Annotated in this window: 20 protein-coding genes and 1 pseudogene; 18 read left to right on the top strand and 3 right to left on the bottom strand. The window is 59.6% G+C overall.

Going from position 1 to position 23000, the window contains the following annotated elements; all coding sequences use genetic code 11:
• Window positions 1–55 precede the first annotated feature (55 nt).
• The 7 genes from AC1Q6D_RS04530 to AC1Q6D_RS04500 all read left to right on the top strand — a co-directional run bounded on the left by AC1Q6D_RS04530 (window position 56) and on the right by AC1Q6D_RS04500 (window position 8364).
• Window positions 56–1333: a cystathionine gamma-synthase family protein gene (locus AC1Q6D_RS04530; protein WP_103404990.1), complete on the top strand. Its 1278-nt coding sequence runs from the start codon at window positions 56–58 to the stop codon at window positions 1331–1333.
• Between the two features lie 149 nt (window positions 1334–1482).
• A complete protein-coding gene (locus tag AC1Q6D_RS04525; RefSeq protein ID WP_103404989.1) occupies window positions 1483–2913 on the top strand; it encodes an amino acid permease in 1431 nt (476 codons plus the stop codon).
• Between the two features lie 60 nt (window positions 2914–2973).
• Window positions 2974–3864: a LysR substrate-binding domain-containing protein gene (locus AC1Q6D_RS04520; protein WP_103404988.1), complete on the top strand. Its 891-nt coding sequence runs from the start codon at window positions 2974–2976 to the stop codon at window positions 3862–3864.
• Between the two features lie 16 nt (window positions 3865–3880).
• Window positions 3881–5260, top strand: a complete 1380-nt coding sequence (thrC, locus tag AC1Q6D_RS04515; RefSeq protein ID WP_103404987.1) for a threonine synthase — start codon at window positions 3881–3883, stop codon at window positions 5258–5260.
• Window positions 5261–5282: 22 nt separating this feature from the next.
• Window positions 5283–5720, top strand: a complete 438-nt coding sequence (locus tag AC1Q6D_RS04510) for an Lrp/AsnC family transcriptional regulator (protein ID WP_103404986.1) — start codon at window positions 5283–5285, stop codon at window positions 5718–5720.
• Window positions 5721–5897: 177 nt separating this feature from the next.
• Window positions 5898–6947, top strand: coding sequence for a homoserine dehydrogenase (locus AC1Q6D_RS04505; RefSeq protein ID WP_103404985.1), 1050 nt, complete (start codon window positions 5898–5900; stop codon window positions 6945–6947).
• Between the two features lie 4 nt (window positions 6948–6951).
• Window positions 6952–8364, top strand: a complete 1413-nt coding sequence (locus AC1Q6D_RS04500; protein WP_103404984.1) for an aldehyde dehydrogenase family protein — start codon at window positions 6952–6954, stop codon at window positions 8362–8364.
• Window positions 8365–8562: 198 nt separating this feature from the next.
• Here AC1Q6D_RS04500 and AC1Q6D_RS04495 read toward each other — a convergent pair whose 3' ends face one another.
• Window positions 8563–11049 (bottom strand): arylsulfatase, encoded by a 2487-nt coding sequence (locus AC1Q6D_RS04495; RefSeq protein ID WP_207291517.1) that lies wholly within the window; start codon window positions 11047–11049, stop codon window positions 8563–8565.
• 180 nt (window positions 11050–11229) lie between these two features.
• Between AC1Q6D_RS04495 and AC1Q6D_RS04490 the strand changes: the two genes are divergently transcribed.
• From AC1Q6D_RS04490 to AC1Q6D_RS04480, 3 genes are all read left to right on the top strand, one after another.
• Entirely contained in the window at window positions 11230–12345 is a 1116-nt protein-coding gene (locus AC1Q6D_RS04490; protein WP_103404983.1) for a formylglycine-generating enzyme family protein, read from the top strand.
• Window positions 12346–12589: 244 nt separating this feature from the next.
• A complete protein-coding gene (locus AC1Q6D_RS04485; protein ID WP_178083140.1) occupies window positions 12590–12817 on the top strand; it encodes a hypothetical protein in 228 nt (75 codons plus the stop codon).
• Window positions 12818–13032: 215 nt separating this feature from the next.
• Window positions 13033–13611, top strand: a complete 579-nt coding sequence (locus tag AC1Q6D_RS04480) for a DUF4337 domain-containing protein (RefSeq protein ID WP_103404982.1) — start codon at window positions 13033–13035, stop codon at window positions 13609–13611.
• A 22-nt stretch (window positions 13612–13633) separates the two neighbouring features.
• Here AC1Q6D_RS04480 and AC1Q6D_RS04475 read toward each other — a convergent pair whose 3' ends face one another.
• On the bottom strand, window positions 13634–15229 hold the full coding sequence (locus tag AC1Q6D_RS04475; RefSeq protein WP_103404981.1) for a winged helix-turn-helix domain-containing tetratricopeptide repeat protein: 1596 nt from the start codon (window positions 15227–15229) through the stop codon (window positions 13634–13636).
• 259 nt (window positions 15230–15488) lie between these two features.
• Between AC1Q6D_RS04475 and AC1Q6D_RS04470 the strand changes: the two genes are divergently transcribed.
• Together AC1Q6D_RS04470 and AC1Q6D_RS04465 are read left to right on the top strand one after the other, a co-directional pair.
• The gene (locus AC1Q6D_RS04470; protein ID WP_103404980.1) at window positions 15489–16250 is read left to right on the top strand and encodes an SDR family oxidoreductase; all 762 of its coding nucleotides are present in this window, start codon (window positions 15489–15491) and stop codon (window positions 16248–16250) included.
• An 82-nt stretch (window positions 16251–16332) separates the two neighbouring features.
• The gene (locus AC1Q6D_RS04465; protein WP_047530358.1) at window positions 16333–16746 is read left to right on the top strand and encodes a cupin domain-containing protein; all 414 of its coding nucleotides are present in this window, start codon (window positions 16333–16335) and stop codon (window positions 16744–16746) included.
• An 84-nt stretch (window positions 16747–16830) separates the two neighbouring features.
• On the opposite strand, the gene AC1Q6D_RS04460 is transcribed toward AC1Q6D_RS04465, so the two are convergent.
• The gene (locus AC1Q6D_RS04460; RefSeq protein ID WP_103404979.1) at window positions 16831–17724 is read right to left on the bottom strand and encodes a LysR family transcriptional regulator; all 894 of its coding nucleotides are present in this window, start codon (window positions 17722–17724) and stop codon (window positions 16831–16833) included.
• 99 nt (window positions 17725–17823) lie between these two features.
• Between AC1Q6D_RS04460 and AC1Q6D_RS04455 the strand changes: the two genes are divergently transcribed.
• The 6 genes and pseudogenes from AC1Q6D_RS04455 to AC1Q6D_RS04430 form a co-directional block, all read left to right on the top strand.
• Window positions 17824–19047, top strand: coding sequence for an MFS transporter (locus AC1Q6D_RS04455; protein ID WP_371919923.1), 1224 nt, complete (start codon window positions 17824–17826; stop codon window positions 19045–19047).
• A gap of 147 nt (window positions 19048–19194) precedes the next feature.
• Entirely contained in the window at window positions 19195–19356 is a 162-nt protein-coding gene (locus AC1Q6D_RS04450; protein ID WP_081997906.1) for a DUF2986 domain-containing protein, read from the top strand.
• Window positions 19357–19790: 434 nt separating this feature from the next.
• The gene (locus tag AC1Q6D_RS04445; protein ID WP_090462807.1) at window positions 19791–20633 is read left to right on the top strand and encodes a transporter substrate-binding domain-containing protein; all 843 of its coding nucleotides are present in this window, start codon (window positions 19791–19793) and stop codon (window positions 20631–20633) included.
• Window positions 20634–20685: 52 nt separating this feature from the next.
• Entirely contained in the window at window positions 20686–21507 is an 822-nt protein-coding gene (locus AC1Q6D_RS04440; protein WP_103404977.1) for an amino acid ABC transporter ATP-binding protein, read from the top strand.
• Between the two features lie 11 nt (window positions 21508–21518).
• Window positions 21519–21911 carry an ABC transporter permease subunit gene (locus tag AC1Q6D_RS04435; RefSeq protein WP_256590293.1) on the top strand — a complete coding sequence of 131 codons (393 nt, stop codon included), beginning with the start codon at window positions 21519–21521 and terminating at the stop codon, window positions 21909–21911.
• Window positions 21904–22989: pseudogene (locus tag AC1Q6D_RS04430) on the top strand (aldehyde dehydrogenase family protein); the annotation flags it as partial. The gene AC1Q6D_RS04435 and the pseudogene AC1Q6D_RS04430, both read left to right, overlap by 8 nt.
• Window positions 22990–23000 lie beyond the last annotated feature (11 nt).

The following is a 23000-nucleotide window of genomic DNA, read 5'->3' as shown; positions in this document are numbered from 1 at the left end:
CCGCCAGATCCGGTGAGTGACTCAACATTCGCCGCCCTCAGTGCGAGTAGTCTTTATGAATAAAAAACCAGGCAGCGCGGCGTTGGTAAATGCGGGTTCGGGGACCCGCGCAGTGTGGGGCGGGGAGCAAGTCAGGCATCCCTACAATGCCACTCAAACCCCGATCGTCGTCAGTGCTGCATATGGTTACGACGACATCGACGTCTGGTACGACGTCGCTTTGGGCAAGGCACCGGGCTTCATTTACAGCCGCATGGGCAACCCGACGGTCGAGACCCTCGAGGCAAAAATTCGCGAGTTGGAAATGGCCGAGTCTGCCGTGGCGTTCAGTAGCGGAATGGCGGCGATCAGCAGTGTGCTTTACACCTTCCTGGCCCATGGCGATCGCGTCGTGTCGACCAAGGACAGCTATGGCGGCACCAACAAGATTTTCGAAGAGTTCCTGCCGCGTACCGGTGTGCAGGTGACGTTGTGCGAGACGTTCGATCATGAAGAAATCGAACGGGAAATCGCCAAGGGTTGCCAACTGGTGTATCTGGAAACACCCACCAATCCGACCCTCAAAATATTGGATATCCAGCGTCTGGTGGCCGCTGCCAAGCGTGTCGGTGCCGTGGTGGTGGCGGATAACACGTTCGCCACGCCGTTGAACCAGAACCCGCTGGCGCTGGGTGTGGACGTGGTCATTCACAGTGCGACCAAGTTTCTCAGCGGGCACGGCGACGTGCTCGGTGGCCTGGTGTGCGGCAGCGAAGGGTTGATGGCCAAGGTGCGTCACTACCGGGAAATCAACGGTGCAACGCTCGACCCGTTCTCCGCCTACATGATCATTCGCGGCATGAAAACCCTGGTGCTGCGCATGCGTCAGCAGCAACGCAGTGCCCAGGCCCTGGCGGAGTACCTGGGCACCGAACCGTTGGTGGAGTCGGTCAATTATCCCGGCTTGCCCGGTCACCCGAATCACGCGGTGGCGTGCGCGCAAATGTCCGGCTTTGGTGCAATCGTCAGCTTTGTCGTGATGGGCGGCATGGACACGGTCAAGGTGCTCTTGCCACGCCTGCGTTTCGCTCACTGCGCAGGCAATCTCGGTGCGGTGGAAACCATCTATGGCCCGGCCCGTACCACCAGTCATGTCGAGAACACGCTGGAGGAGCGACTGGCCCTGGGTATCTGCGAAGGATTGGTGCGGATCTCCGTCGGCATCGAAGACACCGACGACCTGCTCGACGACCTGAAACAGGCTTTTGCCTTTGTCAGAAGTTCGGGCCACTCAGCGGTACAGGAAAACTCTCAACTTTCAATCAATGAAACATGTGCAGGGATAGCCGGTTGAAGATTTAACGTTAATGCCTCACTGCAAGGATTTAAGTGGGGAGTTCATGAAGTGGAATAATAATAAAACCTAGTGGCAACTTTTTTACTCTGCCCTGTTAGTCGTAGCAGACGTTAATTCGTGCCCTAATAACTTTCATGAGAACAACCATGTCCATAAAAGAACAACAACTTGATACGCGCTCGGGTTTTAAACAGGAAATGCAGACCCGCCATATTGTCATGCTGGCATTAGGCGGCGTCATTGGGACCGGGCTGTTTCTCACGTCCGGGTATACGGTCAACCAGGCCGGTCCCCTGGGCGCGGTGATCGCTTACATCATCGGTGCACTCATGGTTTACATGGTGATGATGTGCCTGGGCGAGTTGGCGGTGCAGATGCCGGAAACCGGTTCATTCAGTACGTACGCCACCCGGTTTCTCGGGCCGGGTACCGGGTATACGGTGGCCTGGTTGTATTGGCTGACCTGGACGGTGGCCATCGGTTCTGAATTCACCGCCGCCGGCATTTTGATGGTGCGCTGGTTCCCGGAAACGCCTGTATGGATCTGGAGCGCGTTATTTGCAGTTATGGTGTTTCTGACCAATGTGGTTTCGGTTCGCCTGTTTGCCGAGACCGAGTTCTGGTTGTCGCTGGTTAAAGTGGTGACCGTGATCGTGTTCCTGATGATTGGCGGTGGCGCAATTCTCGGCCTGTTGCACATTGAGCAAGGCCACAGTATCGGCTTGAGCAACTTTACCCGTGAAGGACTTTTCCCTACCGGGTTCATGCCGATTGCAATGACATTACTGGCTGTCTCCTTTGCCTTCTCCGGCACTGAATTGATCGGTATTGCCGCTGGGGAAACCAAAGATCCACAGCGCAACGTGCCGCGTGCCATTCGCACGACCGTGCTGCGCCTGGCGATCTTTTTCGTGGGGACCATTTTCGTTCTGGCGACCCTGTTGCCCCGTGAACAGGCCGGTCTGGTAGAGAGTCCCTTCGTGACGGTGTTCACCTACATCGGCATTCCGTACTCGGCCGACATCATGAACTTCGTGATCATCAGTGCCTTGCTGTCGGCCGCCAACTCCGGGTTGTACGCCGCGTCGCGGATGCTCTGGACGCTGAGTGACCAGGGGCACCTGCCCAAGCAGTTCTCGGCCCTGACCCGCATGGGCACGCCGCTCAACGCGATTATCGTCAGCATGGCCGGTGGCGCTGCTTCGTTGCTCAGTAGCGTGTTTGCGGCCGATACCATCTATCTGGCGCTGGTGTCGATCTCCGGGTTGGCGGTCGTGGTGGTGTGGATGAGTATCGCGGCGAGCCAGATTGCTTTCCGCCGTCACTATGTGGCCAATGGCGGTGATATCCGCGACCTGAAATTCCGCGTCCGGGGTTATCCATGGGTGCCGTTGGGCGCGCTGGTCTGCTGCAGCCTGGCGTGTGTCGGGATTGCTTTCGATCCTGAGCAACGGGTGGCGTTGTACTTCGGTTTGCCCTTCATCGCCTGGTGCTACTTCGTGTATTACATTACCCGCAAAAGCCGCGAGCGACGCTTGTCGGTGGCCCCCTTGGCACAACCGTCCGATGCGTTCTAGCCAGCGTCGACGGGATGGGCAAGCGTGCTCGGTGGAGGGGGCGTCCAAGAGGTTCAAGCCATGAAGCAAAAGACGCTACCCCCACTGAACTGGCTGCGGGCATTCGAGGTGTCTGCCCGCTGTTTGAACTTTACCCACGCCGCCGAAGAACTGTGTTTGACCCAGGGCGCCGTGAGCCAGCAGATCCGCCAACTGGAAAGCCACCTTGGGGTCGCACTCTTCAAGCGCCTGCCCCGTGGCCTGGGACTGTCGGAGGAAGGCCAGGCGTATCTGCCGGTGGTGCAGGACGCCATCACGCGACTGGCCGTGGGGACCAACGAAATTTTTGGCCAACACAAACGTCGGCCGATCAAGGTGCGCGGCAGCCTGGCGTTTTTCGTGCACTGGCTGGCACCCAAGCTGCAGGCGTTCAGCCAGGCTCATCCCCATGTGGATATCCGCTACATCAGCAATATCTGGGTCAAGGAGCTCGATGGCGAGGACGACATGGAGATTCGCTGGGGCCACGGTCAATGGCCCGGGCTGGTGTCGCAACGACTGACCTGGGACACGCTGTTCCCGGTGTGTTCGCCGGACCTGATGGCGAAGTCACCGCTGACCGTCCCTGCGGACGTATCGAACCACCCACTGTTGCATGTGCTGGGTTACGAGGAGGGTTGGGGCTACTGGTTGAACATGGTCGGCGCGCACAGCGTCGACTTCTCGACCGGCATGCAATTCGACACGTTGATTTCCACCCTGCGCATGGCCGAGCTGGGGCAGGGGATTGCCCTGGCGCGGTCCTCGATGGTCGATGACATGCTTCGGGACGGGCGATTGGTCGAGCCCTTTACCCAGCGTATCGACGCCAGCGAGTCTTTTTACCTCGTACGCGATTCCGGGGCCGAGCAGCACCCCGACGCGGCAATATTTTCCACCTGGCTGGTCGAGCAGGCCCATCGTTTCAAATAAATCGCCGGAGCCAACCATGCGTTATGTGAGTACCCGGAATTCGGCCGTGCAGGTCGATTTCGAAAAGGTCGTGTTGTCGGGAGTCGCCGAGGATGGAGGGCTGTTCGTACCGCTCCAATTGTCGCTGTTTGAATCACAGGACATTGCCAATTGGTCGACCTTGTCCTATGACGAGCTGGCCTACAGAGTGATCAGCCCGTTTGTGGGTGAGGCGATTGCCGAGGCTGACCTCAAGCGCCTGTTGAAAGAGGCAGGCAGCCAGTTCAGTCATCGCTCCCTGGCACCTTTGCATCAGGTCGATCGAAACGAGTGGGTGTTGGAGTTGTTCCACGGGCCGACTCGCTCTTCGAAGGATTTCGCTGCTCAGTTGCAGGCTCGGCTGGTGCAGCACTTTCTGCGTAAACGCGGGCGTAGCGGGGTGGTGATCGGCGCCACCAACGGCGATACCGGGCTGGCGGCCATCGAAGCGTTCAAGCACTGCGAAGAAACCACCGTGATGGTGTTTTACCCGGAGGCGGGCGTGCCCCAGGACCAACTCCGGCATCTTCAGGCCGTGGCACACCCAAGGGTTCATCAGTTTGCCGTCAATGGCAGCTTCGACGAGTGCCAGACCATTGTCACCCGGCTATTGCGACAGTGGCCCTGTGCGCAGCATGAGGTGATCAGTTTCAACTCCAGCAATTGGGTCAGCGTATTGGCGCAACTGGTGTTTTACTTCCACGCGGTGCTGCAACTGGGCGGTGGTCAACGACCGATCGGTTTCAGCGTGCCCGCCGCGAGTTTTGCCGAGGTGTATGCCGGCTACATCGCGCAGAAAATGGGCCTGCCGATCACCCAGGTGATTGTGGCGACCAACCAGAATGACGCGTTGCATCAGCTGTTTCAAAAGAACCACTACAGCCGATCGCGCGCCAACAAGACGTTGTCCCCGGCCATGGACCTGTCGGTTTTTGCCAATCTGGAACGTTTTGTCTGGGAGCTCTACGGGCATGACGATCAGGCGGTAAGTGCCCTGATGGCGGGTTTCGAGTCCAGCGGCGAGATGGTCATTGCCAACGAGTTCTGGTTGCAGGCGCGGATGATCATCGACTCCTACGCGGTCAGTGATGAGCAGACGCTGAAGGAAATCACTTCGCTGTATCACGACACCGGTTACGTCATCGACCCGCATACCGCCACCGGCGTCCTGGCGGCCAGGTTGTATCGTCGAAGCCTGGTCGCGCCGATGGTGACCCTGGGGGAAATTTCACCGGCCAAGTCAGCGGCGCTGTTGGGCGAACTGGGCATCAGCCTGGCGGTGCCGCAACGTGAGGTCGCGGCACAAGGCCACGCGCAGCTTTACCGGATTGAGCCGGACGACCTCGATACCATCCATGCGTTGCTGAACACGCTGTGAAGACGCGGCAACAGGAGGCCAAGTGAAGCGAATTCTGGACCCTCTCGATGAGCACATCATCGCGCAGCTACGGCTCAATGCCAGGGCTGCACACGCCGAGTTGGCGACCAAGGTCAACCTGTCGCGCAACGCCGTGCGTCAGCGTATCGAGCGACTTGAACGGGACGGTGTCATACAGGGCTATACGGTGAAAACCGGCGAGGGGCGACAAGCCGCCTCGGACATCAACGCGGTGATTTTCGTGTACCGCTACGACCGGATGCGCGGCGCAGAAGTGCTGCAAGCGCTGCGGGAAATTCCGGAGGTCCTCCAGTGCGATGTAATGAGCGGCGAGTTCGACTTGATGCTGCGGGTCGGCGCGGCGAGCCCGCAACGGGTGCACAAGGTCTGGACTGAAATTGCCGCATTGCCTGGCGTGGAAAACACCGTGACCTCCTTCGTCTTGTCGTCGGTCGTATAGCCCTGTTCTCGTGCTGCCAAAAGCCAACCTGCGTTGGCTTTTTTTTTGCCTGAAACTTTGCTCCGGCGCTGGTCAAAATGCCCACAAAATAGAGCAAATTGGCCTATTTCACTGCCCTGGCCTGAGCCCTAACCTAGTCCCCAACAACCCATCACCCGGATCAGGGGGCATAACAAAATGACTGAATACAAACTGGCGCTGGTTGGCTTTGGCGGTGTGAACCGGGCGTTGGCTCAGCTGATTGCCGAACGTAACGAACAGTGGAAAACCGAGCTGGGTTTCACCCTGAAAATTGTCGGCGTGACTGACTTGTTTCTAGGCTCGATCATTGGCCGTGAAGGATTGGACGCCGGCGTGCTGGCCCGATTGCCAGCCGCCAAAGGTGCCTTGGCGCAGCTGCCGGGTGGTGAAGTCACCGCCCTCAATGAAGCGGTGATCAAGGATTCGGGAGCGGACATCATTGTTGAAGCCACTTTTACCAACCCGGTGGACGGTGAACCGGCGACGTCGTTCTGCCGTTGGGCGCTCGAGGGTGGCAAACATGTCGTGACCACCAACAAGGGGCCCATTGCCTTGCACGGTAGCGAGCTCAAGGCACTGGCCCGCCACAACAACGTCGCCTTCGAATACGAAGGTTCGGTGATGAGTGGCACGCCAGTCATTCGCCTGGCCAGGCAGGCGCTGGCGGGCAGTTCCATTGTCGGTTTCGAGGGGATTCTCAACGGCACGTCCAACTTCGTTCTCACCTCCATGGAAGGTGGTCTCGGGTTCGCGGAGGCCGTTGCCAAGGCGCAGGAGCTGGGTTACGCCGAAGCCGACCCGACTGCCGATGTCGAGGGGCATGACGTGCGCCTCAAGGTGGTGATCCTGGCCAACGAACTGCTGGACGCCAGGCTGACGGTCAACGACGTCACCTGCAGCGGTATTTCGTCCCTCAGCCTTGGCGACATCGAAAAGGCCCGGCAGGACGGCGCTCGCTGGAAGCTGATCGGGGCGGCCCAACGTCATGCCGATGGCTCGGTCAGCGCCAGTGTCGAGCCACGTCTGTTGAGCAACGACCATCCGTTGGCCAGTGTCTGCGGCGCGACCAATGCCGTGTCTTTTACCACCGGGCTGCTTGGCGCCGTGACGGTTTCGGGGCCGGGGGCCGGGCGCACGGAAACAGCGTTCGCGTTGCTGTCGGACATCATCAGCATCCATCAAACCCATGCACACAACCAGGAGTAAGCCTGTGAAACTATCGCGCCTGGCCCTGGATATCGTGGAGCCGCCCATTGAAGTCTTGAACCCCTTTGACGGCACCGTCATCGGCAGCGTAACCAATGTCTGCGCATCGCAGGTTCCGCAATTGCTGGAGAGCGGGCGCCAGGGCGCCCGGGCTTGCGCCGCACTGCCGCGTCATCGGCGGGCGCGCATTCTCGAGCAAGCGGCTATCAACATCGAGCGAGATGCCGGGGCGTTTGCCCGTCTGATCGTCGCCGAGGCCGGAAAGACGCTTAAGCAGGCGGAAAAAGAGGTCAAGCGCTGCATCAACACCTTGAAGTTGTCGGCCGAGGAAGCCAAGCGCAATGCCGGCGAGGTGGTGCCCTTCGACGCGTATGAAGGCTCCGAATCGCGTCAGGGCTGGTTTTCCCGCGAGCCCTTGGGCTTGATCGTCGCGATCACGCCGTACAACGATCCGTTGAATCTGGTGGCGCACAAACTCGGTCCGGCCATCGCCGGTGGTAATGCGGTGATTCTCAAGCCGTCGGAGCTTGCGCCGTTGTCGGCCATCAAGCTGGTGTCCTGTCTGGTCGCGGCGGGCTTGCCTGAAACAGTGGTGACGGTCGCCACCGGTGGTGCGGAGCTGGGCAAGGCTTTGGTCGCGTCCCGTGAAGTGCGGATGATTTCCTTCACCGGCGGCTTCGTCACCGGTGAGCAGATCGCCCGCACGGCCGGCTTGAAGAAACTGGCCATGGACCTGGGCGGCAATGCGCCGGTGATTGTCATGGGTGATTGCGACCTTGAAGCCGCCGTCGAGAGCTGCCTGTCCGGTGCCTTCTGGGCGGCAGGGCAGAATTGCGTTGGCACTCAGCGCTTGCTGATCCAGGCGTCGATTTATGACGCCTTCCGGGAGTGTTTCGTCAGCCAGGCCCGAGCGCTTGTAGCCGGCGACCCGATGCTGGCCGATACCGACATCGGGCCGATGATTACGGCGCAAGCGGCACAGAATGCCGAGCAAGTCGTGAACGAGGCGTTGCAGGCGGGCGCGACTTTACTGTGCGGTCATCGACGCCAGGGATCGTGCTACGCGGCGACTGTACTGGAAAACGTCGACCACTCCAGTCGTCTCTGGCGCAATGAAGTCTTCGCTCCGGTGGTGGTCTTGCAGTGCTTTGAATCGTTCGACGAAGCCATCGATCTGGCCAATGAACCCGAATACAGCTTGCATGCGGGGATCTTCACCAATGACCTGGCGACGGCGATGAGCGCCGCACGGAGGATCGAAGCCGGAGGGGTGATGATCAACGACTCTTCCGACTACCGCTTCGATGCAATGCCGTTTGGCGGTTCGAAGTACGGCAGCCTGGGCCGGGAAGGGGTGCGCTTTGCCTATGAGGAAATGACTCAACCCAAGGTGGTGTGTTTGAACACCTTGGGTTAGGCGATTCACGAAGGTCTGGTCAGGTCGTTTGCGTTGGGCAGGTTTGGTCACCTGCCCAACGCGTTTAGCTGAACGGGAAATGGTGCAGGCGGGGGCACCGCGCTCACGCAACAGGCTCATTCGTTCCGATGGTTACTAAGGCGCCTGTCGCAGGCCAATCGCGGATCATCTCGTGCGAGTTGATCCGCGTGCTGTTCCCTAGTCTTTGGTGCCGACCTTGTTTTGAACGGCTTCCTTGCCCGCGACATTCAACTGCGTTGGTTCGAGCTTGACGGTCAGTTTGTGCAGTGAACCGGTGAATGCAAACGGTACCTGATAGTCCTTGTCATCGACGGGGGTGCCGGTGTCGGAACCCACATCGAAACTTTCATCCACACCGAAGACGAATGGAACGCTGTGGGGGATCGTCTGACTGGCCAGTTGCTTGCCATCCACCGACAGCACGCCGGTGCCGCCTTTACCGAATCCCGGCCCGGCATATTTGAAATCAAAGCTGATGCTGTGCTTTCCGGGGGTGAGCGCCTCGGTCCCTTCCCAGCGGAATCGCGCAACGCCTTCAAGGTTGTAGTTGAAGATCGGCTTGCCTTTCAGGAGGTACAGCGCGTAACCCCCAAAGCGGCCGCCGTCGGTCACCAGGACACCGTCGCCGCCGTTTTCCGGAACAGTGATGTCAGCCGTAATGAGGTAGGACTTGTTCAACACGTTGGGCTCGTTGCCTGGAAGAATGCCCGTCACCGGCGAAAGGTATTCGAACTCGGTGCGTCCGGCCACGATGCTCGGCCTCTGTGCAATGACGCGCGTAAAGCCGGAAGCGTCGAGCGGCAGCACCTGATATTTGTTCGCTTCCACCCAGAACAGATCCTGTAGCTCCTTGAGTTTTGCAGGGTTGGCGGCGGCGATATCGTCATTCTGCGTCCAGTCCTTGGTGATGTCGTACAGCTCCCATTTGACGCCATTGACGATGTCCTTGGGTGGCTGAGAAGTAATGTCCCAAGGTGCGCGGTAGGGCGTCGTCGATGCCATCCAGCCTTCGTGGTAAAGCGCGCGCATTCCAAACATCTCGAAATACTGCGTGGTGCGTGTAGACGGCTTTTCGGCATTCTGCTTGTCGAAGAGGTAAGTCATGCTCGTGCCTTCGATGGGCTTTTGCGCAATGCCGTCTACCTGGAGCGGTGCATCAATGCCGGTGGCTTCAAGAATCGTCGGCTCAATGTCAATGACGTGGTGGAACTGGTTACGGATGCCGCCGGCATCCTTGATCCGGTTCGGCCAGGAGATGGCCATGCCCTGGCGGGTGCCACCAAAATGCGAAGCAATTTGCTTGGTCCACTTGAAGGGGGTGTCCATGGCCCAGGTCCAGCCCACGGCCATGTGTGGATAGGTCTGGTCCGAACCCCAGGCATCCAGGTACTTCATTTGTTCGGCGACCGGCACGTCGATTCCGTTGAAAGTGGTCATCTCGTTTGGGGTGCCGTTAGGGGTGCCTTCTGCGCTACTGCCATTGTCACCACTGATGTAGATGATCAGCGTGTTGTCGAGCTTGCCCATGTCATCAATCGCCTGGATCACCCGACCGATTTCATGATCGGTGTACGCGAGATAGGCCGCATAGACTTCCATCTGGTGGGCATACAGTTTTTTCTCGTCCGCCGAAAGTTCGTCCCATTTTTTCAGTGAATCCGGCCACGGTGTGAGCTTGGCGGTCGGCGGGATAACGCCAAGCCGCTTCTGATTGGCGAAGATCTGTTCGCGCGCAGCATTCCACCCCATGTCGAACTTGCCCTTGAATTTGTCGACCCATTCGGGCGTCGGGTGATGCGGTGCGTGGGTACCGCCGGGCGCGTAGTAAAGAAAGAACGGTTTCTTCGGATCGAGTGCATTCAATTCATTGACATAGCCAACGGCGTCATCCGCCATTGCGGTGATCAGGTTCCACCCCGGTTTGCCGACGTAAGGGTGGATGGGCGTGGTGTTGCGCATCAGATTACCCGGTTGCCACTGGTTGGTTTCGCCACCCATGAAACCGTAGAAATAGTCAAAGCCCATACCAATGGGCCACTGATCAAACGGACCGGCCTGACTGATCTGGAATGACGGCGTGTTGTGGTTTTTACCGAACCACGACGTTGCATAGCCGTTGTCCTTGAGGATTTTGCCAATGGTCACTTTGTCCTTGGTGATGACGCTGTTGTAACCGGGGTATCCCGTTGAGATTTCCGAGATGACGCCGAAACCGACGGAGTGGTGGTTGCGTCCGGTGATCAAGGCTGCACGTGTGGGCGAGCACAGTGCCGTCGAATTGAATTGCGTGAAGCGCAATCCAGCTGCCGCAACGCGATCCATGCTCGGCGTCGGGATGAGACCGCCGAACGTACTGGGCGCGCCGAAACCGACGTCGTCAGTGATGATCAACAAGACGTTCGGCGCATTTTTGGGAGGCACGACGGTCGGGGACCAGTAGGGCGTGGAGGTCGTGGCGTCGAGGTTGATGACCCCGCCAAACGCCGGAGGAGGGTTGGGCAGGTATCTGCCGTCGATGGTCGTGGTCGCACTGGGTGAACCGGGCGTGCCATTGACTTGCTGTGGCGCTGCATGGGCACAAGAGAGCGTAAGCATGGCAAGGGCCAGTACAGCACCAAGCCTGTTATGCAGCCGATTAGATTGAGTCCAGAATGCATTGGCCATGGCCAGCTCCTGTAACCCCCCGAAACCCCAAGTTCCGAGTGTAGAACCGTTTTCGTCGCTTGCCAGTCCATCTCATGGGAAACCCGCATGTCGTTGACTTTGGAGGCGTGGTGTCTATACCTGATCTTGATACTCATCAGGTTCAGCAAGATCCGCAGACTGATATGAGGAGGCGCGCAAATGCTCGTCAGGAAACGGCGTTTCGGTATCACCATCGTCTGCGCCGTGATCGTGTTGGCTTGCGTGGCGTTTGTGGGTTACCGGCACATTCGCGGCCCCGAGCCGTTGACGCTGGGTGATGGAAAGAATGGCCCCCTGGAAATGGTCTGGCTTCCTGGTGGCGAGTTTTTGATGGGGAGCGATCATAAACAGGCTCGCCCCAATGAGGGGCCGGCGCACAAGGTTCGACTCGACGGGTATTGGATCGACCGCTACGACGTCACCAATGCCGATTTCGCCCGTTTCATTTCTGAAACACATTACGTCACCACCGCCGAACGCAAGCCCAGATGGGAAGACCTGAAAGTCCAACTGCCGCCAGGGACTCCCGAGCCAGATGACAGTGACCTGGTGCCTGGCGCGTTGGTTTTTGTCGGTACAGACAGGCCAGTCCCACTTAATGATTTCAGCCAGTGGTGGGCATTTGTCCCGGGGGCCGACTGGCGTCACCCGCTGGGGCCAGACAGTACAATCGAGGGCAAGGAAACCCATCCTGTGGTTCAGGTTTCACGTGAAGATGTGCAGGCGTACGCCGCATGGGCGCACAAGCGCCTGCTGACCGAGGCCGAATGGGAATACGCCGCAAGAGGCGGTCTCGAACAAGCGAATTATGCGTGGGGGAATGACTTCTCGCCCGGTGGGGAAAAGATGGCGAATACTTGGGATGAGGTACAGCCGTTTCCCGTGACCGGACCCAGTAACACATTCAAAATTGGCACCAAGCCGGTCGGCAGTTACCGACCTAACGGCTACGGGCTCTACGATATGTCCGGGAATGTTTGGCAATGGGTCGCCGACTGGTATCGTGCCGACGCGTTTAGAGTGGGGCTCAAGCGTCAACCGGCGGGCGAAGCAGCGGTAAACCCGGTGGGGCCTTCCGACAGCTACGACCCCGAACTTGGGGTGACGGCCCATGCACCGCAGCGTGTCATCCGAGGCGGATCCTTTCTGTGTAGCGACAGTTACTGCACGAGCTTTCGAACCAGTGCCAGGCAGGGCGCGGACCCTATGAATTCCATGTCGCATCTCGGCTTTCGCTTGGCGATGAGCCATGACCAATGGGAAAAAAACCGTTGAATACAAAAAAACACGCGTGCCACGCGTGAAAACACGTTTAGTCGACGTGACCCCGTTGCGAAAACTTCAGGTCTGTCTGAATGAGCGAGCACGCTGACAGTCTCATTCTGTTGGGTGAAACCCTGCAATGTTCAGTCATCCGCCTGTTTGCCGATAATTGGAATACCACTTTTCGAGTTTTCATAACGTCGCCGACTGTTGGAGTGATTCGCAGGCTGCCGCGGCCCTGGGTATCAGAACTTACGTGAGCGCGCCCATCAGATCCCAGGATGGCCAGGTGCTGGGGACGGTAGGTGCCGCCAGCTCGGACCCAGTGACTTGCTCTGCTGAAGTGGAACCCTTGCTGATACTGCTCTCAGGGTTGCCGGGGTATTCCCTTGAGCGAGGGCTGCTTGTTGAGCGACGCCAGGCCGCCAACGCCGAATTGACCCAACTGGCCCTGACAGATCCGCTAACCGGCGTGCCATTTTGAACATCGGGACAACCGTTTCCACAGGGTGTTTTGGGGAGTGAGGTGAAGCTGACATTCAGGGCGGCAGTTATTTGAAAAGATGTTTGCCGCGGTTCAGACAAGAGAGTTGCTTTTTCAATAGAATCGAGCCCTCACGGCCCATGATCTGTGCCTGCAAAAATCAAGGGCAATACGCTGCCTGTCCACCACCACTCACACCTCCCAGATCGACACCCATGCCCGAAGAGTTCGAAGTTCCAAGCCCACACGAGCAACATATTGAGCACACCACCCATCATGCCCATGCACGAGGCGACAGCTTTGCCAGCAGGATTGCGGTGATGACGGCGATCATGGCGACCGTCGGCGCCATGATGAGCTATCAGGCCGGCTCAACGGAGAGTGAGGCGGCCATGGACAAAAACAACGCCGCCATCCAGAAGACCGAAGCCGCCAACGAGTGGAATTACTACCAGGCCAAGTCCAGTCGGCAGAACCTGTCGGAGCTGGCGAGCCATCTTCCAGGGCTGGATTCCGCCCACTATGCCGCTGAGGCGCGGCGCTACGGGGAGCAGAAAGAGGAGGCGCGCAAGAAGGCCGAAGCACTCGAGCAAGGGGCACGCGAGTGGGACGAAAAGTCAGAGCTGGTGCTGCATCAGCATCATCGCTGGGCCCAGGCAATGACGGCGATCCAGATCGCCATTTCGCTGGCGGCCATTACCTTGCTGACGCGTAAGGAATGGCTCAAGCGGGTCTCGTTTGGGGCCGCCGGTGTTGGCGTCCTGTTGGGTTCACTGGCCTGGCTGCACCTCTAGGCGCGGCCTGAATGTTCCGCGATCATTCAGGCAAACCGGCCAACCGCAGTCCATCGACGAAGCGCGCGGAATCTTCGGGTCGCTGGATCGGCAGCCAGTCTTTCAGGTTGCCGAGGCGCAAAGCGGGATCCAGCTCCCGGAGACGCTGCATCGCCAGCCTCGCTTTATCCATTCGTCCGCTGAGGGCATGACTGGCCGCGATCACTGCCACCGGGGGCAGGAAACCGGGCAGGTTGCCCAGCGCCTTTTCCGCCCATTGCGTCGCGAGATCGAAGCGTCCGGCGAAAAAATGCGCGAGCGCCATTCCGATCTGCATCCTGAACATTTCCGGATCCAGCGGACTCAAGCGAACGGCATGGGCCAGATGCTCGATGGCAGCGTCCGTTTCACCGCGCAGTGCACGCAGGATGCCGCCCAGGAACCAGGCGGGGGCGAGGTTGGGATTGAGCAGGCGCGCCCTGTCGAGCAAGGCAATGCCGCCGTCCACATCACCGGTGAGATGGCCCAATGCATGTCCCCCTCGGGTCAACGCGACCGCATCATCCCGGCCAAGCGTCACCGCCATACGCCCAAGTCGTATGCCCTCGGCGATCTCTTGCGTCCGATCGGTCATCCAGCCATTGATTTTGCGCCAGAAGTGGCACCAGGCTGCCATGCCATAGGCCGATGCAAATTCCGGATCGAGCTCGATGGCCTTGTAGAACAGCGGCAACGCCTCATCGAGGGCTTCCCGGGTGCCGTTGTGCAGTTTTGCCATTGCGCGCAGATAGTAGTCGTAGGCGTCCAGGCTTTCCGTCGGTTTGCGCTTGGCGCGTTCGATTTCTGCCCGTTCCAGTTGCGGCGCGATGGCGCCGACGACGCTTTCGGTGATTTGGTCCTGTAGCTCGAAGAGGTCGTTGAGCGTGCCTTCGAAGCGTTCCGCCCAGATATGCGTCCCGCTCGTCGCGTCGATGAGTTGCCCGGTGATGCGCACTTTTTCCCCGCACTTGCGCACGCTGCCTTCCAGCAGGTAGCGAACGCCCAATTCCTGGCTGACGCCCTTGGCGTCCACCGTCCGCCCCTTGTAGGTGAAGCTTGAATTACGCGCGATGACGAACAGCCAGCGGATACGCGACAGGGCCGCGATCAGATCTTCCACGATGCCGTCGGCGAAATACTCCTGCTCCGGATCGCCGCTCAAATTCTGGAAGGGCAAGACGGTAATCGAGGGTTTGTCCGGGAGGAGCAAGGAGGGGGGCATTGCGTTCGCTGCTGGGGCCGAGTGCTCATCGATGACCGTCCGTTGCGGCTGCTGCGTTTCGCCGTTCCCGCTGACCTTGATCTGGCCGACGAAGCGGTAGCCCTTGCGGGCGACCGTGCGCACCAGGCGCTGTTCCTCACCGGTATCGCCAATGGCTTTGCGCACTGCATTGATGTGGCTGGTGATCGTCGATTCCGAGACGATCCGGCCGTTCCACACCGCCTGGAGCAGATCGTCCTTGCTCATGACGCGTTCAGGGTTGTTGACGAACAGCAGCAACAGATCGAAAACCTGCGGCCCGACGGCCACGACTTGCCCGCGCAAGGTCAGTTCCCGGCGCTCTTCGTCGAGCAGGTAGTCTTCAAACACGAATGGCAAAGTGAGGATCCCCTGGCAAAGCGCCCTCAACTCCGTGTCCCAGGCGGCTGACGTTTTGTATTGAATATCAATGATACGGCAGCGCTGAACCCGCCGCATCGTCTGCGGCCGAGGCAACATAAGGCTTCGGCGTCTTTGGACGAAAAACCAAGCCTGCGTGGAGGGAAAACCACAGCAGGCACAAGGACTTCGTTCATGCGCACAGGCAATCTCCCTTCACACCGACGCAATGGTTGCAGTCGACACGTGGAGAACGCCCATGAACATCGTCGTCATCGGAGGCTCCGGCCTCATCGGATCAAAACTTGTGAAGAACCTGCGCGAGCGTGGCCATGACGTGCTCGCAGCCAGCCCCAGCACGGGCGTCAACAGTATCACCCGCGAGGGCCTGGCCCAGGCGATGGATGGTGCCGACATCGTTGTCGACGTGGCGAACGCGCCGTCGTGGGAGGACCAGGCCGTCCTCGAGTTTTTCGAAACGTCCAGCCGTAACCTGCTGGCCGCTGAAGCGGCCGCCGGTGTTCGGCATCACGTTGCGCTGTCGATTGTCGGGACCGAACGGCTGCCCGAGAACGGCTATTTCCGGGCCAAGGTTGCGCAGGAAAGCCTTATCAAGGCTTCCGGCATTCCTTACTCCATTTTGCGTGCCACGCAGTTCTTCGAATTCGTCGGCGCCATTGCCGATTCGTTTGCCGTCGGCGAGGAACTTCATGTGTCGCCAGCGCTGATCCAGCCGTTGGCGTCCGACGACGTGGTGGCGGCACTCACCGACGTCGTGCTGGCAGCGCCGCTCAATGGCACGGTCGAAGTCGCGGGGCCCGAGGCCATGCCGATTGACGAGCTGGTCAGGCGCTTTCTGCGGGCCACTCGGGATACTCGCCGGGTCGTGCCGGACGTGCACGCGCGCTACTACGGCGCCGTGCTCGACGATCAATCACTGACCCCCGGCCAGCATCCGCGCCTGGGCGCGATCCGTTTTGAAGACTGGCTCACCCGGTCAATGGCCGAAGCCGGTCGCTGAAGCCACCAGCGACCCCTCAGGAAGGCGTCGCCCCGGTCATGGGGCGCGCCGTCATCACACTTACCCTCGAAGGAGTATTGCCATGGTTACCCGATATCTATTGGCTGCGGCTTTCGCAGCACTTTCAATCGGCACAGCGTCGGCCGCCGAGCCGCCCCCCGGCAAGGTGACCGTCGTGTTTGACCGTCCCATTCCCAACATCCCCGGCAAGAGCATGAAGGGTGTGGTCGTCGAGTATGGGCCGGGCGCCGCGTCGCCATCCCACACCCATCCGAAAACGGCCTTCATCTATGCAACGGTGCTGGAGGGTGCGTTTCGCATCAAAGTCAAAGGCCAGCCGGAAAAGATCTACCACGTCGGCGAAAACTTCGTAGAAGAGCCGGGTTCTGTACACGAAGTCAGCGCCAACGCCAGCGACACCGAACCGGCACGCCTGTTGGCCGTGTTCGTCCTCGACACTGACGAAAAAACGCTCGTCACCCCCATCAAAAAGTGAGCCGATCCGCCCGCTGCTAAAGGCTCGACAGTCGGGCGGCAGGCCTCTGCTCTATCCATGTACTGAACCGGGGCTTTTGCGCCTTTAGACGCCCTCGCGCAGCGCATTGGAAACAAGCGAAAACGCCGGAGAGGGTTGCCGTCGGCTGGGGTAGTACAAATAGTATCCAGCGAACGGGGGGCACCAGTCTTCCAGTACCCGCATCAGCCTGCCTTCCTGAAGATGGGGTGAAAATTCCTCTTCGGGCAGGTAGGCAATGCCCAGTCCCGCCAGCGCCGCCTCCACGATGTGGACAGAGGTGTTGAACGTCAGTTGTCCGTTGACGCGCACGTTCAATTGCTTGTTGCGCCGCTCAAAGTCCCATACGTAAAGCCCGCCGGATGTCTGCATGCGCTGGTTGATGCAGTTATGGTCCATCAAGTCCCGTGGGTTTTTCGGAATGGCACGGGTGGCAAAGTAGGCGGGTGTGGCAACCACAGCCATTCGTAACGGTGGCCCTATGGGCACGGCAATCATGTCCTTATCGATGGTGTCGCCCAACCGAACCCCGGCATCAAAGCGATCCGCCACGATGTCTCTGAATCCGTAATCGACGTCGAACTCGACCTTGATATCCGGGTATTGGTGCAGCAATGGGGTGAGCTTGGGCAGCAGGGTTTTACGCAGGACGTGATCGCCGCAGGTGATGCGTACCAGGCCGGCCGGCTTGTCGCGCAGTTCTGTCAGTACATCCAGTTCCGCTTCGATTTCATCGAAGCGGTGGCCGATGGCCTGCAACAACCGCTCGCCAGCGACCGTCGGCGAGACGCTGCGCGTGGTACGTGTCAGTAACCTGATCTGAAGGCGCGCTTCAAGGCCGCTGATCGCCTGACTCAGCGCCGATTGGGTCACACCCAGCAACGAGGCGGCGCGGGTGAAACTCCCTTCTCGCGCCACGGTGACAAAGGACAGTAAATCGTTGAGGTTCCTTCTGACCATATCGCCACTGCCCTTGATTCCATTGATTAGTTTTACTTATAGCCTTATTAAGTATTCATTAGCTAGTCGCTGGAAAGTCCTTGCCTCACCATGCCAGTCATGAATATGAATGAAAGTGAGGCCTCGATGGCCACTGTTGTCCCAATACCTGAGGCCAATGAACAACCCGCGTGCTGGAGCGGGGTGTTTGCGATGACACTGTGCGTTTTCGCGCTGATCGCTTCGGAATTCATGCCTGTCAGCCTGCTGACGCCAATGGCCGATGATCTGCATGTCACCGAAGGGCTGGCCGGGCAGGGCATCACGATCTCCGGCGCGTTCGCGGTACTGACCAGCCTGTCGATCCCCTGGTTGGCTGGAGCCGTCAACCGCAAGACGCTGTTGTTGGCCCTGACCGGGATGATGGCTGTATCCGGTGTCGTGGTCGCAATGGCGCCTGACTATCAGACATACATGGTTGGCCGTGCGCTCATCGGTGTGGTCATCGGTGGTTTTTGGTCCCTGTCCGCTGCAACGGCCATGCGCCTGGTGCCTGCCAGCCAGGTGCCCAAGGCCTTGGCCATCTTCAACGGTGGTAACGCGTTGGCGACTGTGATCGCCGCACCGCTGGGCAGCTACCTGGGGGCGGTCATTGGCTGGCGCGGTGCTTTCTTCTCTCTGGTACCTGTAGCGGCGATCGCCCTGGTTTGGCTGTGGGCCAGTCTGCCGGTCATGGAGGCGGGTGAGCGCACGTCGGGCTCCGCCAATGTCTTCAGACTGTTAAGGCACCGTGCCGTGGCATTGGGCATGGCCGCCTGTGCTGCTTTTTTCATGGGGCAGTTCGTGTTGTTTACCTATCTGCGGCCGTTCCTCGAAACAGTGACGATGGTTGATGTCTCTACGCTGTCGTTGATCTTGTTCGTGATGGGCGCAGCGGGCTTTATCGGCACCCTGATGGTCGGTTCGTTCCTGAGGCGCGGCCTGTTCCGGACACTCGCGACCATTCCCTTGCTGATGGCTGTGATCGCCTTGGCGCTGATCCCCTTTGGAGCCTCGGTCGTTGCCATTGTCATGCTGCTCGGATTCTGGGGGCTCGTGGCTACCGCGGCGCCTGTCGGCTGGTGGAGTTGGATAGCGCAAGTCCTGCCCAGCAATGCCGAGGCCGGAGGCGGCCTGATGGTGGCCGTGATTCAGTTGGCCATCGCTTTGGGCTCGACCGTTGGCGGCTTGCTGTTCGACCGCCATGGCTATCAGAGCACTTTCGTGGCGAGCGCAGCGGTGCTGTTGCTGGCGGCACTTCTGACTTATTTGACATCGGGTTCCAAGGCGCCCCGGGGCGCCTGAGACAGGCCGAGGGTCTACGAATCGTGGTTACCGAAGGCCAGTTGCACACCAACTGTTTCCGACGTTATGCACTCGATGCGCTCCACAGTGTCCTGGCTGAGTATCTTTAGCTGATATCATCCGGCAACTGTAAACCGAGTAGAAAACATGAATCGTCAAAAGAAACTGAAGCAGTTATTCAAGGCCAAGGCCAAAAAGGCGAGCGCCAAACTGGCACCGGTAAAAAAGAACAAATACATCAGTAAAGCCGACCGCTTGAAGCTGGCTGCCGAAGCCAGTGTCGACTCAAGCACGCCCTCTGAGAGCTGATCCCGATAGCTTGGCCCACTGGAAAATTCCGGGTTTGATCGGGCCATGCATCCCACTGGAAAGTGCCGCCAGGACGCGGCCTGACCATTCATTCACGCCGAAAACGCTTTGCGGTTCCGACTCGCGTTTCTGCATCTGAGCAGGCATTAGCCGCAACGGCGCCTGCCGATCGGCCATTCCACTGATTGCGCCTTGCAGGTCTTCGACCCGCTCTTCCAGCCGCCCTCGCTTAGCCCGTTTCCGATCACTTTCTCCACGCTTTGCGCCACCCATCACCGGCTGCATTGGCACCTTGCCGATAAATTTTACCGTCTCGTGTTGACAGCCCGATTCGTTCGCTTCTAATCTGCATACAGCGCTGCACACATGACGGCGCACAGCGATGTAGATTTGTACCTTCCTGCCTACAAGAACGAAATATCGGAGAGGTCAAAATGGCTCGGTTCCTTCCTCGCACCATCCGCAACATGCTCGTTTGTGCATCCGCTATCGGCGCGCTGCTCACCCAGGTCCCGGCCCAGGCGGCTGACGTTTCACTGTGGAAAGACATACAGAAGGCCGGTGTTTTGCGCTGCGGGGCCGCGGTTGCCGCGCCCTACGTCATGCGCGATGCGCGTTCCGGCGAATACAGCGGCTATTTCGTGGACCTGTGCCGTGACTTTGGCGAGCGGGTGCTGAAGGTCAAAGTCGAGTTCGTCGACACCAACTGGGACAACCTTGTGGCGGGGTTGCAAGGGGGCAAATGGGACATGGCCATGGCGCTCAACCAGACGCCTGAGCGTGCATTGGCGGTGAGTTTTTCAGTGCCGGCCACGGACTATCAGGTCTCGCTGCTGATCAACAAGGACAACCCGAAACTGGCCAGTGCCGGCAACACCATCGGCGACTTCGATAAGCCTGATGTGACCTTCGCCGTGATGTCCGGCACTGCTCAGGACAAGGCCATTTCGGGCGTGATCAAGCAGGGCAAGATCATGCGCCTGCCGGGTATGGATGAGGTGCGCATGGCGGTGATGTCCAAGCGCGCCGACGTGCTGGTCGATGCCAGCGACACCAATCATCTGTTCGCCGTGGCCAATCCTGGCTGGACCAAGGAGGTGCTGCCAAAACCCGCGCTGGCTAAACAGGGTGTGGCGTTTGGGGTGCGCCGGGACGTGAGCGCCGCCGATTTGCAGACGCTGAATATCTACCTCGCCCAGCGCCGCGAAACCGGTGAAATCGACGCCTTGGTCGACAAAGCCTCGCAACTGGCCAACGCCGACAAAACCCCTCAGTAAATCCCGCCGATGGCGAGCGCGCAGCGGGCTGCGCGCTCCCGGAGAACGTCCGATGAAAGCTTCCAATCTGGCGGCGGTGCCGTCACGGCCTCTGCACGCCTGCGAAACGAAGAACAGCGAGTTCATCCAGCTGCGCGATGTCTACAAGTCCTACGGCGAAAACCTGGTGGTCATGGATCACCTGGACCTGGATATGCGGGCCGACGATCGCCTGGTGATCATTGGCCCAAGCGGCAGCGGCAAAAGCTCTTTGCTGCGAGTGATGATGGGGCTTGAGAGTATTCAAGGCGGGACCATCCGCTTTCAGGGCAAGCCTTACATCGACGGCAATGCCCGGGGCAAAGGCAAGCCGATGGACTGCTCGCTGCAAACCCAGGTGGGCATGGTGTTCCAGCACTACACCTTGTTTCCGCACCTGTCGGTGCTGGGCAATCTGATTCTGGCACCGATGAAGGTGCACGGCCTGTCCCGGACGCAGGCCACCGAAAAGGCCCGGGCGTTGCTGGCGCGGCTCGGCCTGGAAAGCAAGCTCAACGTCTACCCCAGCCAATTGTCCGGCGGCCAGAAGCAGCGCGTGGCGATCGCCCGGGCGCTGATGCTGGAACCCAAACTGATGCTGTTCGATGAAGTCACCTCGGCGCTCGACCCTGAAATGGTCATCGAGGTGCAGAACGTCATGCTGCAATTGGCCGAACAGAAGATGGCGATGATCATCGTCACCCACGACATGCACTTCGCCCGCCATATCGCCACCCGCGTGGTGTTTTGCGCCAACGGCAAAGTGGTCGAGCAAGGCCATCCCGACCAGTTGTTCACTCAGCCCAGGGAACCGCGCACCCGCGAGTTCCTGGAAAAAGTGCTGCACCTGGACTGAGGAGCCTGATCATGAACTACCAATTCGATTTCAACTTTCTGCAGGGCAATTTCGGCCTGCTGTGGGACGGACTGAAAGTCACCCTGCAACTGGCGCTAGTGTCGAACATCGTCGGCCTGGTGCTTGGGTTCGGTCTGTGCCTGCTGACCTTGAGTCGCTGGTTTTTCCTGCGCTGGCCGGCGCAGATGTTCATCGAGTTCTTCCGTTGCACACCAGTGTTGTTGCAGATCGTCTGGTTTTTCTACTGCGTGCCGATGCTGTTCAACGTGTTCATCGACCCCATCACCATGGGCGTGCTCGCCCTGGGGCTGAACCTCACCGCATTCAATGCCGAAGCCTATCGGGCCGGTGTGCAGGCGGTGCCCCATGAACACCTTGATGCCAGCGTGGCCCTGGGCCGATGAGCGCTTCACCTCCATTGCGCGCAAGGAGCCGGTGGGCGTTGCCGGGGCGATCATTCCCTGGAACTTCCCGATGCTGATGGCTGCCTGGAAAGTCGCACCGGCACTGGCCGCCGGCTGCTGCATGGTGCTCAAGCCGTCGGAACTGACACCGTTGACTGCCCTGGAACTGGCGGACATCGCCCATCAGGCCGGTCTGCCTGCCGGCGTACTCAACGTGGTCACCGGCCTCGGCCCGGAGGCCGGCGCGCCCCTGAGCGAGCACCCCGGTATCGACAAACTGGCCTTTACCGGCAGCGTGCCAACCGGGACGCGGATCATGCAGGCCGCCGCCCGCGACATCAAAAACATCAGCCTGGAACTGGGGGGCAAGTCGCCCTTCATCATCTTCGACGACAGCGATATCGAAGCCGCGGTCGAATGGATCATGTTCGGCATTTTCTGGAACCAGGGCCAGGTGTGTTCGGCGACTTCAAGGGTGCTGGTCCAGCGCGATCTGTATGAGCCGCTGCTCAAGCGGCTGGTGGAGCAGACCGAGCGCGTCAGTATCGGCCACGGCATGGATGAAGGCGTGCTGCTCGGCCCGTTGGTCAATCGTGGTCAGTACGACAAGGTACTGGCGGCCATCGCCCGTGGCCGGGAGGAGGGCGCGACACTGCTCACCGGCGGTACGCGTCCGGCCCATTGCGAGAAAGGCTACTTCCTGACCCCGGCGATTTTTGCCGACGTGCCGCAGGACAGCTGGATCTGGAAAGAAGAAATCTTCGGCCCGGTGGTGTGTGTGCGTCCTTTCGATGACGAAGCCGATGCGGTGCGCAGCGCCAACGACTCCCGCTTCGGCCTTGCCGCCGCCGTGATGTCCCGGGACAGTGCCCGTGCCGAACGGGTCGCCCGCCGACTGCGAGCGGGCATCGTCTGGGTCAATTGCTCCCAACCGACCTTCACCGAAGCCCCTTGGGGTGGCTACAAGCAAAGCGGTATCGGGCGTGAACTGGGTGAGTGGGGCTTGAACAATTACCTGGAGACCAAGCAGATCACCCGCTACGACAGCGAGCAGCCCTGGGGCTGGTACATCAAGTAAAGGATCCGGAC

This window comes from Pseudomonas sp. MT92 (genome assembly GCF_058792515.1).
Note: the sequence above shows the minus strand (reverse complement) of the source record. Positions and strands in the feature narration are given on the sequence as shown.